The organism is Variovorax ureilyticus (genome assembly GCF_037889935.1).
GTDB lineage: Bacteria > Pseudomonadota > Gammaproteobacteria > Burkholderiales > Burkholderiaceae_C > Variovorax > Variovorax ureilyticus.
This window is the reverse complement of the sequence record NZ_JBBKZU010000024.1, coordinates 61,345-77,736: the sequence shown is the minus strand read 5'-3', so window position 1 is coordinate 77,736 and position 16,392 is coordinate 61,345. Positions and strand designations below refer to the sequence as shown.

Sequence of the window (16,392 nt, the reverse complement as noted above, 5' to 3'; positions counted from 1 at the left end):
CGATTTTTTGAAGTTCAGAAAAAATTTTTGAAGATTTTTTTCTTTTCTTCCCTCCGCCCAACTCGCTACACCCCGAAGGATCTAACTCGTCACCGTGTTTGGCGGAGCCTTCGATTATGACAGGTTTTTTTGAAGAATCGAAAAACTTTTGAAGTTTTTCTTTTTCCTCTCCGCCTGACCTCATCGACCCTTTCGGGCCTCTAAAGCGCTGTTCGCGTTTAGTGGAGCCCGCAATTATGGCACTGTTTTCGAGCCCCTGGCAACCGGGCCTGAAATTTTTTTGTTCGCCCTACTGCCGTGCAGTGCGCACGTTCTCGGGCAAGGCCTGCGGCCAGCTCGTGCGGAAGGGGTTGATATCAAGCCCTCCCCTGCGGGTGTATCTCGCGTAGACCGCCAGCTTGTTGGGTTGGCACCGGCGCCAGACGTCCGTGAAGATCCTCTCCGCACACGGTTCGTGGAATTCGTTGTGGTTGCGGAAGCTGACGATGTACGCCAGCAGGCCCGCCTGGTCGATCGGCGGCCCGGTGTAGCGGATCTCCACGCTGCCCCAGTCGGGCTGGCCCGTGACGAGGCAATTGCTCTTGAGAAGGCGGCTGCTCAGCGTCTCCGTCACAGGCGCCTGGGTCATGTCACTGCTCAGCAGTTCAGGCGCGGGCTGATATCGGGTGCACTCGATATCCAATCGATCGAGATCCAATCCCTCGAGCTCACGCACCGTCTCTTTCTCGAACGCCGCCGGTGGCACCAGCTTCACGCCGACGCTGCCTGAACGGTCGCCCCCTCGCCAGACAGCCTCACTCAGATCCGCGCGCAAGCGCTGCCGAACGGCATCCTGATCCACGTAGACGCTGCCGTTGAAACTGTTGAGATACAGCTTGAATGACTTGCTCTCGATGATGTTGGGCGTCTCGCACGGGACGGTGAAGTGCGCGATGGCGAGTTGCGGCTTGCCGCGAGGGTTGAGCCAGCTCAGTTCGAATGCGGTCCAGAGATCCGCGCCGAAGAACGGCAGCGCGCCTTGCTTGATTCCCATCGCCTCACGCTGCGTGGCGCGCGGGATGGGGAAAAGCAGGCTCGGGTCGTATTGATCAGCATAGGCGGAGGCGCGGCCCAGCTGCGATTGTTCCGGGGCGTTGTCGAGGCTCATGATCGGTTCTCGGCCGTCTTTAGAAATGGAACGATGTGCTCCAGGAGGATTTCGATCACGGGCGGCGGCAGATCGTGCCCCATTCCTGGAATGCCGACGAAACGCGCCCCGGGAATGCGCCGCGCCGTGTCCTTGCCGCACGCGATCGGCACCAGCAGGTCGGCTTCGCCATGCAGCACCAGCGACGGGCTTGCGATCTTCGACAGCAGATCTGCCCGGCCGTTGTCAGCAGCGATCGCAAGGATCTGTCGCACGACGCCCGCGGGCCGATACGCCCGGCGAAGCGCCTGCGCGATGCGGTCCGCCTGGGCGCGTTCGTCCCGCGCAAAGGCAGGACTCGATATCAAGCGGCTGAATCCGAGGCCATGTTCGACCAAAGCCGCTTCGGTCCGGCTGGCGGGTCGCCGCAGCAGTGCGGCGGCCACGTCTGCCCGGGGGCCGGGCAGGTTGCGCGCCCCGCTTGAACTCATGATGCTGACCAGGCTCGCCATTCTTCCGGGTGCGCTGGCCGCGAGGCGCTGCGCGATCATCCCGCCCATCGAGGCGCCGATGACGTGCGCGCGCCCAACACCCAGTGCGTCGAGCACGCCCAGCGCATCGTCGGCCATGTCCTGCAGCGAATAGGCGCAACGCACCGGCAAGCCCAGGCGCTGTCGGACGCTCTGCCAGATCACGCTGCCGGTGCCGGCTTCGTCAAACCCCTCGCTCAGTCCAATGTCGCGGTTGTCGTGCCGGATCACCCGGAACCCGCTGTCGACCAGCGTCTGGATGAATTCGCCCGGCCATGCGATCAACTGCATGCCGAGCCCCATGATGAGCAGAATCACGGGGCGGCCCTCGCCGCCGCTGTCCTCGACCTCGATCTGGATCCCGTTCGCCGTGACCTTCATCGGAGTGCGCTCAGCCGGTCAATTGAACTCGCGCTCGCGCAGCCATTTGGTGGCGACCCACTTCTCGCCTGCAAGAACCGGCGCGCCTCCGTGCAGGGTATGCGTCGCCGGGTCGGGGCGCTCGTAGCTGAAGAAGACGGCGGTGCCACGTTTGGGCGCAACTTCCAGCCCCACGTCCGGGAAGGTCGTGGCGCCGCCCTGCTCAGGCTCGTGCAGATACATCACGAGCGTGGCGACACGCTGGCCGCCCCGCTTCAGGATGATCGGCGTGCCGGGCTCGCTCGGATCGAAATAGTCGTAGTGCGGCCGGTACTGCGCGCCTGGCGCGTATCGAAGAATCTGCAGCCCCTCGCCGAATTCGAGCGGCCACCGCAAGAGCGTGGCGATGCGTTTTTCAAGCCGCGCGACCATCGGGTTTTCGCCGCGCTCGAAGAACATGCCATCGCTGGTGCGATCGACGTTGAGCGCCTCGCCGCCCGTCTGCGTCTCGACGGTCAGGGAGCGCGCCAGCCGCTGCCGTGCCGCGGCGATCAGCGCTTCGCACTCCTCGTCGGACAACAGATCTCCGAAAACGATCACGCGCGGACTCTGCATGGTCTGCAGCACGTGGACGCGGCGATCGCCCGCATCGATGTAGAGCGGCGAGTTCGAGAGATCGGGGCCGGGCATGGCCTTCGTCGTTTCAGCCGCGCCAATGGCTTCCCGCTCCACTTCGGCCAGCGCTGCATCCGCGGCAGCGTCATGCCAGCCGGCAGCCCGCATGGACGCGCGGAGGCTCGCGACCGAATGGCCGGCGGCCAGTTGAGTCGCGATCCACTCGCGAAGCTCTGCGCTGATGACTTGTCCTTGACTCATGATGCCCTCCGTCGAAACACCAGCCGATCGGGCTTCGAGGCCGAAGCGTCGAAACCATAGCCTTCGAGATCGAACTTCTCCAATGCCCTGGGGGTCGCGGCCTTGTGAAGAACCGCCCAGCGCGCCATGAGGCCACGCGCCCGCTTGGCGAAGAAGCTCACGATCTTGTAGCGGCCGGGGTCCGCCGCACCCGTGCCGCCCTTCCACTCTTCGAACACGCACTCGACGACACGCGCCTTGAGCGCTCCCTGATCGACCGACTTGAAATATTCCTGCGAAGCGAGGTTGATGACAACCGGCGTCCGATCCGCGGCAAGCCGCTCGTTCAGGTACTCGGAAATGCGGCTGCCCCAGAAAGCGTAGAGATCCTTGCCATGCCGGTTGCCGAGCTGGGTCCCCATTTCGAGGCGGTAAGGTTGAAGCAGATCGAGCGGCCGCAGCACGCCATACAGCCCGCTCAGGATGCAGACGTGGTCCTGCGCCCAGGACAGCTGGCTGGCCGTCAGCGTCTTCGCGTCGAGCCCGCCGTAGACGTCGCCGTCGAATGCCAGCGCCGCCTGCTTTGCGTTATGGCTGTTGCTCTTGGACGACCACGCCGCGTAGCGCGCCACATTCAGCGCCGAGAGCTTGTCCGACAAGCGCATCAATTCGGCGATCTGCTGGGGCGACTTCTCTCTCAGGATCTTGATGAGTTCGGCTGCCGGACCTCTTGGCCCCTCGAAACGGGGCTGGGTGGCCAGCAGGGTGTCGGGAACGCGGGTTTCGAAATCGAGCGACTTGGCAGGCGAGAGCAGAAAAAGCATCGCCGGATTATCGGCGGGGGGTCCACGACCGTTTCCGGGTGCCTCGATCCGGCCGTCGAATAAAATCCCTTCACCTCCACCCACAAGCGGCATCCTGCGGGATGCCGTTCGTTTTTGTACCGCCATGAGTGAGACCCTGCCCCAACCCGGCCTCGAAAGCCTGTCCAAATCCTTCGAACCTGCCGCCATCGAAGCGCACTGGGGGCCAGAGTGGGAGCGGCGCGGCTACGCGGCCGCCGGCTTCCGCGGCACGCAGAAGCCGAAGGACGGCGCGCCCTCCTTCGCGATCCAGCTGCCGCCGCCGAACGTGACCGGCACGCTGCACATGGGGCATGCGTTCAACCAGACGATCATGGACAGCCTCACCCGCTATCACCGCATGGCGGGCGCCAACACGCTGTGGGTGCCGGGCACCGACCACGCCGGCATCGCGACGCAGATCGTCGTCGAGCGGCAGTTGCAGGAACAGAAGATCAGCCGCCACGACCTCGGTCGCAAGAACTTCGTCGCGCGCGTGTGGGAGTGGAAGGAAAAATCCGGCAACACCATCACCAGCCAGATGCGCCGCATGGGCGATACGGTGGACTGGAGCCGCGAGTACTTCACCATGGACGACAAGCTCTCGAAGGTCGTCACGCAGACCTTCGTGCAGCTCTACAACGAGGGGCTCATCTATCGCGGCAAGCGCCTGGTCAACTGGGACCCGGTGCTCAAGACCGCGGTGAGCGACCTGGAAGTCGAGAGCGAGGAAGAGGACGGCTTTCTCTGGCACATCGCCTATCCGCTTGAAGACGGCTCGGGCTCGCTCACGGTGGCGACCACCCGTCCCGAGACCATGCTGGGCGACGTGGCGGTGATGGTCCATCCGGAGGACGAGCGCTACAAGCACCTCATCGGTCAGCGCGTGAAGCTGCCGCTGGTCGACCGGCTGATTCCGGTCATCGCCGACGACTACGTGGACAAGGAATTCGGCACCGGCGTGGTCAAGGTCACGCCGGCGCACGATCACAACGACTATGCGGTCGGCCTGCGGCACGGCCTCGACACCATCGGCGTGCTGACGCTCGATGCGACCATCAATGACAACGCGCCTGAAAGATACCGCGGCCTCGATCGCTTCGTCGCGCGCAAGGCGGTCGTCGCCGATCTCGAGGCGCTGGGCCTTCTGGTCGAAACCAAGAAGCACAAGCTCATGGTCCCGCGCTGCGCCCGCACGGGCGCCGTGGTCGAGCCGATGCTGACCGACCAGTGGTTCGTCGCGATGACCCGGCCCGACGCCAACGGCCAATCGATCGCGCAGAAGGCGATCGAAGCGGTTCGTTCCGGCGAAGTGCGCTTCGTCCCCGAGAACTGGGTCAACACCTACAACCACTGGATGGAGAACATCCAGGACTGGACGATTTCGCGCCAGCTCTGGTGGGGTCACCAGATCCCGGCGTGGTACGACGAAGAGGGCAAGGTCTACGTCGCGCACGACGAGGCGGAGGCGCAGGCCCAGGCGCCCGGCAAGAAGCTCACGCGCGACGAGGACGTGCTCGACACCTGGTACTCCTCGGCGCTGGTGCCCTTCTCCTCGCTCGGCTGGCCCGGAAAGACCGAGGATCTCGACCTCTACCTGCCGTCGACCGTGCTGGTGACGGGCTACGACATCATCTTCTTCTGGGTCGCCCGGATGATCATGATGACCAAGCACTTCACGGGCAAGGTGCCCTTCAAGCACGTGTACATCCACGGGCTGGTGCGCGATTCGCACGGCAAGAAGATGAGCAAGTCCGAGGGCAACGTGCTCGATCCGGTCGACCTGATCGACGGCATCGCGCTGCCCGAGCTGCTCGAGAAGCGCACGCAGGGGCTGCGCCGGCCCGAAACCGCACCGACGGTGCGCAAGAACACGCAGAAGGAATTCCCGGACGGCATCCCGGCCTTCGGCGCCGACGCGCTGCGCTTCACCTTCGCCTCGCTCGCATCGCTGGGCCGCAGCATCAACTTCGACTCGAAGCGCTGCGAGGGCTATCGCAACTTCTGCAACAAGCTCTGGAACGCCACGCGCTTCGTGCTCATGAACTGCGAGGGCCAGGACTGCGGCCTGCGCGAACACACCAAGGAAGAGTGCGCTCCGGGCGGGCCGGCCCACGGCTACCTGCAATTCAGCCAGGCCGACCGCTGGATCACGTCCCAGCTGCAGCGCGTCGAGGCCGAAGTGGCGAAGGGCTTCGAGGAGTACCGCCTCGACAATGTCGCGAACGCCATCTACCAGTTCGCATGGGACGAGTTCTGCGATTGGTACCTGGAGATCGCCAAGGTCCAGATCCAGCAAGGTGACGACGCCCAGAAGCGCGCCACACGCCGCACGCTGATCCGCTCGCTCGAGACGCTGCTGCGCCTGGCGCATCCCGTCATCCCGTTCATCACCGAAGAGCTCTGGCAGAAAGTCGCACCGGTCGCCGGCCGCGCCGGTGATTCGGTGATGACCGCGGCCTACCCGAAGAGCCAGCCAGAAAAGATCGACGTGACGGCCGAAGCCCACGTCGCCCGGCTCAAGTCTCTCGTGGATGCCTGCCGCACCCTGCGCGGCGAGATGAACGTCTCGCCCGCCACGCGCCTGCCGCTGTACGCGGTCGCAGACGATGCGGCAAGCGCCGCGTTCCTGCGCGAGGCAGCACCCGTGCTTCAGGCGCTCGCCAAGCTCAAGGAAGTGAAGGTCTTCGACGACGAAGCAACCTGGGCGGCGGCGGCCGAGGCGGCCCCCGTCGCGGTGGTCGGCAGTGCTCGCCTCTGCCTGCACATGGAAATCGACAAGGCTGCGGAAAAGGCACGCATCGGCAAGGAACTGGCGCGCATCGAAGGCGAGATCGCGAAGGTCAACAGTAAGCTCGGGAACGAGGCCTTCGTCGCGAAGGCGCCGGCAGCGGTGATCGAGCAGGAGCGCAAGCGCCTCACCGACTTCTCCGCCACGCTTGAGCGCCTGAGGGATCAGCTTGTCCGCCTAGGCTGACAGACGTGTGGCATGGCGGTAAATAGTATGTGAGCATGTGGGTTGAGCGTCTCGCGACGCCATCCCCTCTTCGATCCACGTCTTCGATTCACACGAAATTCACATGTCCAACTCTCCGATTCGCAAAGCCGTGTTCCCCGTCGCCGGCTTCGGCACCCGTTTTCTGCCCGCCACCAAGGCGCAGCCCAAGGAAATGCTTCCGGTGGTGGACAAGCCACTGATCCAGTACGCGGTGGAGGAAGCGTATGCCGCAGGCATCCGCGACATGATCTTCGTGACGGGGCGCAACAAGCGAGCGATCGAAGACCACTACGACGCCGCCTACGAGCTCGAATCGCAACTCGAAGCCAGCGGCAAGCACGAGCTGCTGGCGATCGCGCGTTCGGTCATGCCGGACGACATGACCTGCTCCTACGTGCGCCAGCCGCGCATGTTGGGCCTCGGCCATGCCGTGCTGTGTGCCGAGCACCTCGTCGGCAACGAAGCTTTCGCTGTCCTGCTCGCCGATGACCTGATGGTCGGCCCGCAAGGCGGCGAGCCGGTGCTGGCGCAGATGACGCGCGCGTTCGCCAAGCTCGGTGGTTCACTGCTCGCAGTGCAGGAAGTGCCACTGGAACACGTCAAACGCTACGGCATCGTGGCCGGCGATGTGATCGAGGAAGGCCTGGTCAAGGTCAACCGCATGGTCGAGAAGCCCAAGCCGGAGGACGCACCTTCGCGTCTCGGCGTGGCGGGCCGCTACATCCTGACGCCCGCGGTGTTCGGTCACATCCGCAATCAGCCCAAGGGCGCCGGCGGCGAGATCCAATTGACCGACGGCATTGCCGCGCTGATGACCAAGGAGCCGGTCTATGCGTACTCGTACGCCGGCACGCGCTACGACTGCGGCAGCAAGGAAGGCTTCCTGCAAGCCTCGGTCGAACTGGCTCTGGCGCACCCTGAAGTGGGCGCCTCGTTCCGCCAGTATCTGAAGAGCCTGGAGCTCTGACCTTCGGTCGCTGCGCGCCGTTCGCTCAGCGGCGGCGCAGCACGTGAATGAACTCGTCGCCGACCGTCTGCTGGTCGACGAGGTCGTTGCCGGTCTGCCGGGCGAAGGCCTGGAAGTCACGCACCGAGCCGGCGTCCGTCGCCACGACTCGCAGCAGTTCACCGCTGTGCATCTCGTTGAGCGCCTTCTTGGCTTTGAGGATAGGAAGCGGGCAATTAAGCCCGCGCGTGTCGATTTCCTTGTTCACTTGCATGTGATTTCCTCCTGCGCGGGACTCAATTGGCGAGCCCGCGTCGGCGCTCCTCGTTCTCGGCGGCGGTGAAGAATGTCGGCTCATGGCCGCGCGAGCGGAGCCACTCGGCCAGCGCATAGCCCGTACCGGCGGGCCAGCACTTCAGGTCTGGTAGATCGTAGAGCCGGTAGTCCACGAGTTCCGGCGACAGCGACACCTGGCCGTCGGCCACCACGTGGTAGGCGATGATGACCTGGTTCATGCGCTGGAAGTCGTAGACGCCGACGAGACTCACCTCGCTCACGTCGAGGTTCGTTTCTTCCTTGACCTCGCGCGAGATACCTTCCTGCGGCGTCTCGCCGGCTTCCATGAATCCGGTGATCAGCGCAAACATCTTGGCGGGCCAGGCCGCGTTGCGGGCAAGCAGCACCTGCCCGCGGTATTCGACGATCGCAGCCAGCACGGGCGTGGGATTGTTCCAGTGCGTCCAGTCGCAGGAAGGGCAACGCAGGCGCGACTTCGGGCCTCCGTCCTCCAGCGCTTCGATATGGGCCAGCGGCGTGGCGCACGAGGGACAGAAGCGAGGTACGTTCATGACTGAATGGCGAGAAATCAGGCGGGGAAGACGCCGGTCGACAGATAGCGGTCGCCCCGGTCGCACACCACGAAGACGACGGTCGCGTTCTCGACCGTCTTGGCAATTTCGAGCGCCACCCAGAGCGCGCCCGCCGCAGAGATGCCGCCGAAGATGCCCTCTTCCCGAGCGAGCCGCCGGCACATTTCCTCGGCGCTGTCCTGGCTCACGTTGACCACCTGATCCACCCGGCTCGGGTCGTAGATCTTCGGCAGGTATTCCTGCGGCCACTTGCGGATGCCCGGGATGCGCGACCCTTCATCGGGCTGGGCGCCAACGATCCGGATGGCCGGATTCTTTTCCTTGAGAAAACGCGACACACCGGTGATGGTGCCCGTGGTGCCCATCGCGCTGACGAAGTGCGTGATGCGGCCTTGGGTGTCGGCCCAGATCTCGGGCCCAGTGGTCTCGTAGTGGATGCGCGGGTTGTCGGGATTGGCGAACTGGTCAAGCACACGCCCCTTGCCCTGCTGCACCATCTGCTCCGCGAGATCGCGTGCGTATTCCATGCCGCCGCTCTTCGGCGTCAGCACCAATTCGGCGCCGAAGGCCTTCATGGTCTGCGCGCGTTCGACGGAGAGGTCCTCCGGCATGATGAGGACCATGCGATAGCCCTTGATCGCGGCCGCCATCGCAAGGGCGATGCCGGTGTTGCCCGAGGTCGCTTCGATCAGCGTGTTGCCCGGCTTGATCTCGCCGCGCTCTTCCGCACGCTTGATCATCGACAGCGCGGGCCGGTCCTTGACCGAGCCGGCCGGGTTGTTGCCTTCGAGCTTGCCCAGGATCACGTTGCCGCGCTTTGCATTCGCTTCCGCGTCGATGCGCTGCAGAGCCACCAGGGGCGTCTTGCCGATCGCGTCTTCAATCGTTGGATATTGCATGGGGGTCACTGTGCCATAATTTCCGGCTTCCTTCCTTCCTGCCCGGGTGGTGAAATTGGTAGACGCAGGGGACTCAAAATCCCCCGCCGCAAGGCGTGCCGGTTCGATTCCGGCCCCGGGCACCAGCGCTCTTCGGTCCGCTCAACGATCGGACAGAAGTCCAGACTCGACAGTCGGATAACGCAGCCGGATGCGCAGTTCGCGCTTGAGACGCGTGTTGTCGAGCCGGCGTGATTCCCCCATGAAACTCAACAACGACAGCGGAAGCTGCGCGCGCGCCTCCTCGCGTGCGATGCGCGGTGGCGGCGGCATTCCGTACAGCCTTGCGGCGAGTTCGACGTAGTCGCCCATCTTGATCTCGCTGTCGTCGCTTGCGTTGAACACGCGCAGCGGACCGCCGCGCCATAGGGCCGCAATGCAGACACGGGCGAGATCATCGGCATGGATGTGGTTGGTGTAGACGTCGTCTTCCACGCGCAGGACCGGCGTGCCGCGCTGGAGCCGCTCGCGCGGCGTGCCGCCCTCACGGTCGGGCGCGTAGATGCCCGGAATGCGCAGGATGCGCACGGAGACCCCGGCGCGGCCGAGCCAGCGCACGCTGCGCTCGGCATCGACACGCCGGTGCGCACGCGGCGTGTCCGGGCGTGCCGCGCGGGTCTCTGCAACCACCGCGCCACCGCAATCGCCGTAGACGCCGCTGGTCGAGCCATAGGCGAGCGATGAAGGCAGCGACCGCAGGCGCAGCGCACGCACGAGCGCCAGCGTTCGCGCATCGCGCCACCATTCGCCGCCTTCGACGCGCGACGGTGGCGCGAGATGCAGCACCCTGCTCGCGATGCCCGAAAGACGGCGGAGCGAAGTCGGATCATCGAGATCCGCGACAATCGGCCTCACGCCGGCCTGCCTGAGCGCAGGTACGCGCGGCGGTGACGAAGTCGATGCGAGCACGTTGACGCGCCCGCGCAGCAGCCCGGCCACCCGAAGCCCGACATCGCCGCATCCCACCACGAGCACGCGCTCCCGGCGGAAGCGCGAGGGCCTCGCACCGAGAGGGCTGTTGATTGAGGGCAAAATTCATCTCCCTTTGAGTAGCAGTAAAGAATAACCATGACCAGTGCGGCCCCGAGCGAGTCGGGCTTTCATATCACGGTAGAGCCGAGCGGACGGCACTTCCTGGCCCATCCCGACGAAACCATCCTCGCGGCCGGCATCCGCCAGGGCATCGGTCTGCCCTACGGCTGCAAGGACGGCGCCTGCGGTTCCTGCAAGTGCAAGAAGCTCTCCGGCACGGTCACGATGAAACTGCACCAGAGCAAGGCCCTGAGTGCGGACGAGGAACTGGCCGGCTACGTCCTCACCTGCTGCGCAACCGCCGAAAGCGACGTCGTGCTCGAATCGCGCCAGGTCACCGAAGCGGGCGCCTTCCCGATTCGCAAGATGCCGGTGCGCGTGGCCGCGATCACGAAGATGTCGCACGACGTCGTGCTGCTTCGCCTGCAACTGCCGGCCGGCGAGCCGCTGCAATTCCATGCGGGCCAGTACATCGAATTCATCCTGCGCGACGGCACGCGCCGCAGCTATTCGATGGCCAACGCGCCGCACACACTGCAGGAGCCGGGAAAGGGCATCGAACTGCACATCCGCCATCTGCCGGGCGGCAGGTTCACCGACCATGTCTTCGGCACGATGAAGGAGAAAGAAATCCTTCGCGTCGAAGGTCCCTATGGCAGCTTCTTCCTGCGCGAGGAATCCGACAAGCCGGTGATCTTCCTCGCGTCGGGCACCGGCTTCGCGCCGATCAAGGCGGTCATCGAACACATGAAGCTGAAGGGCATCACGCGGCCGGCCAGCCTGTACTGGGGCGGCCGCCGGCCCGAGGACCTCTACATGGACGAGTGGGTCCGCGCGCAGCTCGCCGAGTTGCCTCATCTGCGCTATGTGCCGGTGATCTCGAACGCCGTGCCCGAAGACAACTGGAAGGGACGCACCGGCTTCGTCCATCTCGCGGTGATGGAGGACTTCGACGATCTGTCGGGCCATCAGGTGTATGCCTGCGGCGCACCCGTGGTCGTCGACTCCGCCAAGCACGACTACGTCTCCAGGCGTGGCCTGCCCGAGGAAGAATTCTTCGCCGACGCCTTCACCACGGAGGCGGACAAGGCCATCCCCTGAATATCAAGAAGACGTCAACGAACAACAGAGACATGAACGCCAGAAGACATTTCCTCGCCGCGCTCGCGGCCACCACGGCCGTCATTGCCGCGCCTCACGCAATGGCCCAGAACCGCCCGATCAGGCTCGTCGTTCCTTATGCAGCCGGCGGGCCCATCGACGTCACCGCGCGCGTGCTCGCAGAGGGCGTCAAGGATTCGCTTGGAACGGTGATCATCGACAACAAGCCCGGCGCCGGCGGCAACATCGGCGCGGACATGGTCGCCAAGGCGCCGCCGGACGGACTCACCATCGGCATCGCGGCGACCGCGACGAATGCGGTCAATCCGTGGCTCTACGCCAAGATGCCGTTCAACGCGGCTACGGACTTCGCGCCGATCACCCAGATGGTCCGCGTGCCCAACGTTCTGGTGATGAACGCGGACACCGCGAAGCGCCTCCACCTCAACAGCCTGCGCGATCTCATCGCCTACGCCAAGGCGAACCCCGGCAAGCTCAACTACGGCAGCGGCGGCAACGGCAGCGCCGGGCATCTGGCCGGCGAGATGTTCAAGAAGGAAGCGGGCATCTTCGCGGTGCACATTCCGTACAACGGCGGCAATCCGGCGCAACTGGCGCTGCTGTCGGGACAGGTCGACTTCAATTTCGACAACCTCGCCACCGCCGCACCCAACATCCGCTCGGGCAAGCTGAAGGCCATCGCCGTCACGACCGCCGAGCGCAGCAGTGCTCTGCCGGATGTTCCGCCTGTCGCCGCGACGCTGAAGGGGTTCTCGATCGACACCTGGTGGGGTCTGGTCGCACCGGCAGGCACGCCGCCCGATGTGGTGGCAAAGCTCAATCAGGCGTTCGTCGCGGCGCTCAAGACGCCGGAGACGAAGACCCGCTTCGCTTCATTGCTCGCCGAGCCAGTCGCGAGCACGCCCGAGCAGTTCGGCGCGTTCATGAAGAGCGAACTCGTCAAGTACGAAAAGGTCGTCAAGGCCACTGGCGCCCAAGTCGACTGACGCCAAATCGAAGCTGCCGCTGAACCGGCTTCGCCGGCCCGCCGGCAGCGCCCCCTGGAAGGGGGTGGGCGGCCACGCGAAGCGAGCAAGCCTGGGGGTCATTCCCCAAGATACGCCGCACGAACCTTCGGGTCGCTCAGCATCACCTTGGCATCACCACTCATCGTGATCAGCCCCGACTCCATCACGTAGCCGCGATCGGCCAGTTGCAGCGCACGGCTGGCGTTCTGCTCCACCAGCAGCACGGTGACGCCCTGGTCATAGACCTGCTTCACCACCTCGAAGATCTTGTCGACCATGATCGGCGACAGGCCCATCGAAGGCTCGTCGAGCAGCAGCACCTTCGGGCGCGCCATCAGCGCGCGGCCCATCGCGAGCATCTGCTGCTCGCCGCCGGACATGGTTCCGGCCAGCTGCGTGGCACGCTCCTTGAGACGCGGGAAGGTCGTGAAGACGCGGTCGATGTCGCGCGCGATCTCCGCCTTGTCGTTGCGGATGTAGGCACCGATCTGCAGGTTCTCGGTGATGGTCATGCGGGTGAACACGCCCCGGCCTTCCGGCACCATGACCAGCCCCTCGCCCACCAGATCCCAGGCGCCGCGTCCCTTGATGCTCTTGCCCAGGAACTCGATGTCGCCGCCGAGGAACGGCAGCGTGCCGGTGATGGCCTTCATCGTCGTCGTCTTGCCGGCGCCGTTGGAGCCGATCAACGACACGAGTTCGCCTTCGCGCACCTCGAAGTCGACGCCCTTCACGGCCTGAATCCCGCCGTAGGCGACCTTGAGCCCGTTGATCTTCAAAAGGGTTTGCGCCATCTCAATGTCCTCCGGTGCCGAGGTAGGCCTCGATCACCTTTTCGTTCTTCTGTACGTCCGCGGGCGTTCCCTCGGCAATCTGTTTCCCGTAGTCGAGCACCGTGACCCGGTCGCACAGGCCCATCACGAGCTTCACGTCGTGCTCGATCAGCAGGATGGTGCGGTCGTCCTTGCGGATGCGGTCGATGAGCTGGCGCAGCTGCACTTTCTCGGTGGCGTTCATGCCGGCCGCGGGCTCGTCGAGCGCGATGAGCTGCGGATCGGTCGCCAGCGCGCGGGCGATCTCCAGCCGGCGCTGGTCGCCGTAGCTCAGCGTGCGGGCCTTGTAGTCGGCGAACTTGCCGATGCCCACGTAGTCGAGCAGTTCGTGCGCGCGCTTGGCGATCGCGGCCTCTTCGGCCTTGAAGCCGCCCGTGCGGAAGATCGCACCGAGCACGCCCGAGTGGGTGCGGATGTGCCGCCCGACCATGACGTTCTCGAGCGCGGTCATTTCCGCGAACAAGCGGATGTTCTGGAAGGTGCGTGCGATGCCGGCCTTGGCCACCTCGTGCACCGCGGTCGGCTGGTACGGCTTGCCGGCCAGCTCGAAGGTGCCGCTGTCGGGCGTGTAGAGGCCGGTGATGACGTTGAAGAACGTGGTCTTGCCCGCGCCGTTGGGGCCGATCAGGCCGTAGACCTGGCCGCGCGTGATCTTCATGCCCACGTCGGACAGGGCCTGGAGGCCGCCGAAGCGTTTCGAGATTCCCTGGACGTTGAGGACGGTGTCAGTCATGTTGTTCTCCCATCCCGCTCACGGATTGATCGACATCGGACGCGAAGCCACGCCCGGTACTTCGTCGGACGGAACATCCACGCCCGGCGCTGCTGCCGGCATGCCCGACGCAGGCGCCGTGCCCTTGCGGGTCAGCGACTTGCCATGCTCGGGCGTGGGCCACAGGCCCCTCGGACGCACCAGCATGATGATGATCATCGCCAGCGCGATGAACAGTTGACGCAGGATGGAAGCATCGAGACGTCCATCGGTCATGGCCTGCAGCGGAGCCGCGACGTAGCGCAGCACTTCCGGCAGCGCCGCGAGCAGCACCGCGCCGAGGATGACGCCCGGCAGGTGGCCGATGCCGCCGAGCACGACCATCGCCACGATCATCACCGACTCCATCAGGCTGAACGACTCGGGCGAGACGAAGCCCTGGAAGGCCGCGAACATCGATCCCGAGACGCCACCGAAGCTCGCGCCCATGCCGAAGGCCAGCAGCTTCATATTGCGGGTGTTGATGCCCATCGCCTTGGCGGCGATTTCGTCTTCGCGGATCGCCATCCACGCACGCCCGATGCGCGAGACCTGCAGGCGGTGCGAGATCAGGATGGTGATGAGCACCAGCGTCAGGAAGAGGTAGTAGTACAGCGTGACCGACGAGATCGTGAAGCCGTTGAACTTCAGCGCCTTGCCCAGGTTCAGGCCCCAGAAGTGCACCGGCTCGATCGCGGTGATGCCCTTCGGACCGTTCGTGATGTTGAACGGCTGGTCGAGGTTGTTCAGGAAGACGCGGATGATTTCACCGAAGCCGAGCGTCACGATGGCCAGGTAGTCGCCACGCAGCTTCAGCGTCGGTGCACCGAGCAGCACGCCGAACAACGCCGCGAGCCCGAACGCCAGCGGTATCACGATCAACAGCGAGCTGTGCAGCCCGCCCGGGAACATCGCCTTGAAGGCCGGGAAGGTTTCCGACAGATGCGGCGATTCGAGCAGCGCGAAGAGATAGGCGCCGATCGCGAAGAAGGCCACGTAGCCGAGGTCGAGCAGGCCGGCGTAGCCCACGACGATGTTCAGGCCCAGTGCGAGCAGCACGTAGAGCAGCGCAATGTCGGCGATGCGAACCCACGCGTTGCCCTGCGATTGCAGCAGCAGCGGCAGCACGAGCAGGCCGAGTGCCGCGATGACGATGATCAGGAGCTTCTTGCCTTGTTGCATGGCTGTCTCCTCAGGCGCGGTCCGCCACACGCTCGCCGAGCAGGCCGGAGGGCCGCAGCGTGAGCATGATGATCAGAACGACGAAAGCGATGATGTCGCTGTACTGGCTGCCCAGCACGTCGCCGGTCAGCGCGCCGAGGTAACCGGAGCCGATCGCCTCGATCACCCCGAGCAGGATGCCGCCGACCACTGCGCCCGCAAGGTTGCCGATGCCGCCGAACACTGCCGCGGTGAAGGCCTTGAGCCCCGGAATGAAGCCCATCGCATGCTGCGCGATGCCGTAGTTGGAGGCGTACATCACGCCCGCCACCGCCGCCAGCACGGCGCCGATGATGAAGGTGGCCGAAATCACCATGTCGGGCCGGATGCCCATCAAGGCCGCCACGCGCGGGTTCTCGGCGGTGGCGCGCATGGCCCGGCCGAGCTTGGTGTAGTTGACCAGCCAGGTCAGGGTCGCGAGGCAGATCGCGGTCACGCTCAGGATCATGACCTGCGTCGGCGAGATCACCGCACCGCCCAGATGGATCGGCGTGGTCGGGAGCAGGTTGGGATAGGCCTTGTTCGTCGGCTTCCAGATGATCATCGCCAGCGTCTGCAGCAGGATCGAAACGCCGATGGCGGTGATCAGCGGTGCGAGCTTGGGGCTGTTGCGCAGCGGCCGGTAGGCCACCTTCTCGATCACGAAGTTGAGTGCGGCGGCCACCACACACGCGATGATCAGCGCGAGGAGCAGGATCAGCCAGCCCGGCGTGCCCGGCATCGACTGCTGCATGAGCCCGATGACGCTCCAACTGGTCAGCGCGCCGACCATGAGCACCTCGCCATGCGCGAAATTGATGAGATTGATAATGCCGTACACCATCGTATAGCCCAAAGCTATCAAGGCGTACATGCTGCCGAGAACCAGACCGTTGATGATCTGCTGCAGCAAGATGTCCATAGCGAGGATTCCCTTTTTTTGTGGTGACACCCTTGAGAGGTGCCTCGATCAACCCGGCGTA

The 16,392-nt window shown here is 64.9% G+C and carries 17 protein-coding genes and 1 tRNA gene; 5 read left to right on the top strand and 13 right to left on the bottom strand.

Annotated elements, in window-relative coordinates; translation table 11 throughout:
- From WKW77_RS32585 to yaaA, 5 genes are all read right to left on the bottom strand, one after another.
- Positions 1-184, bottom strand: a 184-nt coding sequence (locus WKW77_RS32585) for a hypothetical protein (protein ID WP_340361036.1), incomplete at its 3' end; no start/stop codon positions are given.
- 105 nt (positions 185-289) lie between these two features.
- Positions 290-1,147: an NADPH-dependent 7-cyano-7-deazaguanine reductase QueF gene (queF, locus tag WKW77_RS32580; protein ID WP_340361035.1), complete on the bottom strand. Its 858-nt coding sequence runs from the start codon at positions 1,145-1,147 to the stop codon at positions 290-292.
- Positions 1,144-2,037 carry an alpha/beta fold hydrolase gene (locus tag WKW77_RS32575; RefSeq protein WP_340361034.1) on the bottom strand — a complete coding sequence of 298 codons (894 nt, stop codon included), beginning with the start codon at positions 2,035-2,037 and terminating at the stop codon, positions 1,144-1,146. Before WKW77_RS32575 ends, queF begins: the two co-directional genes overlap by 4 nt.
- An 18-nt stretch (positions 2,038-2,055) precedes the next feature.
- Positions 2,056-2,892 carry a 2OG-Fe(II) oxygenase gene (locus tag WKW77_RS32570; protein ID WP_340361033.1) on the bottom strand — a complete coding sequence of 279 codons (837 nt, stop codon included), beginning with the start codon at positions 2,890-2,892 and terminating at the stop codon, positions 2,056-2,058.
- Positions 2,889-3,695: a peroxide stress protein YaaA gene (gene yaaA / locus WKW77_RS32565; RefSeq protein WP_340361038.1), complete on the bottom strand. Its 807-nt coding sequence runs from the start codon at positions 3,693-3,695 to the stop codon at positions 2,889-2,891. Before yaaA ends, WKW77_RS32570 begins: the two co-directional genes overlap by 4 nt.
- Positions 3,696-3,819: 124 nt before the next feature.
- Here yaaA and WKW77_RS32560 point away from each other — a divergent pair, with 124 nt between their 5' ends.
- Both WKW77_RS32560 and galU read left to right on the top strand, forming a co-directional pair.
- Positions 3,820-6,690, top strand: coding sequence for a valine--tRNA ligase (locus tag WKW77_RS32560; protein ID WP_340361032.1), 2,871 nt, complete (start codon positions 3,820-3,822; stop codon positions 6,688-6,690).
- Between the two features lie 103 nt (positions 6,691-6,793).
- Positions 6,794-7,678 (top strand): UTP--glucose-1-phosphate uridylyltransferase GalU, encoded by an 885-nt coding sequence (galU, locus tag WKW77_RS32555; protein WP_340361031.1) that lies wholly within the window; start codon positions 6,794-6,796, stop codon positions 7,676-7,678.
- Positions 7,679-7,703: 25 nt separating this feature from the next.
- On the opposite strand, the gene WKW77_RS32550 is transcribed toward galU, so the two are convergent.
- The 3 genes from WKW77_RS32550 to cysM are packed head-to-tail and all read right to left on the bottom strand — an operon-like array spanning position 7,704 to position 9,425.
- Positions 7,704-7,931, bottom strand: a complete 228-nt coding sequence (locus WKW77_RS32550) for a sulfurtransferase TusA family protein (protein ID WP_093163094.1) — start codon at positions 7,929-7,931, stop codon at positions 7,704-7,706.
- Positions 7,932-7,953: 22 nt separating this feature from the next.
- Complete coding sequence (locus WKW77_RS32545) at positions 7,954-8,505, bottom strand: NUDIX domain-containing protein (protein ID WP_340361030.1); 552 nt, start codon at positions 8,503-8,505, stop codon at positions 7,954-7,956.
- Positions 8,506-8,522: 17 nt separating this feature from the next.
- Entirely contained in the window at positions 8,523-9,425 is a 903-nt protein-coding gene (gene cysM / locus WKW77_RS32540) for a cysteine synthase CysM (protein ID WP_340361029.1), read from the bottom strand.
- Positions 9,426-9,465: 40 nt separating this feature from the next.
- Between cysM and WKW77_RS32535 the strand changes: the two genes are divergently transcribed.
- A tRNA-Leu gene (locus WKW77_RS32535) sits at positions 9,466-9,550 on the top strand.
- 16 nt (positions 9,551-9,566) lie between these two features.
- Here WKW77_RS32535 and WKW77_RS32530 read toward each other — a convergent pair.
- Positions 9,567-10,496 (bottom strand): SDR family oxidoreductase, encoded by a 930-nt coding sequence (locus WKW77_RS32530; RefSeq protein WP_340361028.1) that lies wholly within the window; start codon positions 10,494-10,496, stop codon positions 9,567-9,569.
- Between the two features lie 36 nt (positions 10,497-10,532).
- Here WKW77_RS32530 and WKW77_RS32525 point away from each other — a divergent pair, with 36 nt between their 5' ends.
- Both WKW77_RS32525 and WKW77_RS32520 read left to right on the top strand, forming a co-directional pair.
- Entirely contained in the window at positions 10,533-11,597 is a 1,065-nt protein-coding gene (locus tag WKW77_RS32525) for a CDP-6-deoxy-delta-3,4-glucoseen reductase (RefSeq protein ID WP_340361027.1), read from the top strand.
- 101 nt (positions 11,598-11,698) lie between these two features.
- Complete coding sequence (locus WKW77_RS32520; RefSeq protein ID WP_422823310.1) at positions 11,699-12,604, top strand: Bug family tripartite tricarboxylate transporter substrate binding protein; 906 nt, start codon at positions 11,699-11,701, stop codon at positions 12,602-12,604.
- Between the two features lie 98 nt (positions 12,605-12,702).
- Here WKW77_RS32520 and WKW77_RS32515 read toward each other — a convergent pair whose 3' ends face one another.
- The 4 genes from WKW77_RS32515 to WKW77_RS32500 are packed head-to-tail and all read right to left on the bottom strand — an operon-like array spanning position 12,703 to position 16,331.
- Positions 12,703-13,419, bottom strand: coding sequence for an ABC transporter ATP-binding protein (locus WKW77_RS32515; RefSeq protein ID WP_340361025.1), 717 nt, complete (start codon positions 13,417-13,419; stop codon positions 12,703-12,705).
- A gap of 1 nt (position 13,420) precedes the next feature.
- Positions 13,421-14,191 (bottom strand): ABC transporter ATP-binding protein, encoded by a 771-nt coding sequence (locus WKW77_RS32510; RefSeq protein ID WP_340361024.1) that lies wholly within the window; start codon positions 14,189-14,191, stop codon positions 13,421-13,423.
- Positions 14,192-14,209: 18 nt separating this feature from the next.
- Positions 14,210-15,391 (bottom strand): branched-chain amino acid ABC transporter permease, encoded by a 1,182-nt coding sequence (locus WKW77_RS32505; protein WP_340361023.1) that lies wholly within the window; start codon positions 15,389-15,391, stop codon positions 14,210-14,212.
- Positions 15,392-15,401: 10 nt separating this feature from the next.
- Complete coding sequence (locus WKW77_RS32500; protein ID WP_340361022.1) at positions 15,402-16,331, bottom strand: branched-chain amino acid ABC transporter permease; 930 nt, start codon at positions 16,329-16,331, stop codon at positions 15,402-15,404.
- Positions 16,332-16,392 lie beyond the last annotated feature (61 nt).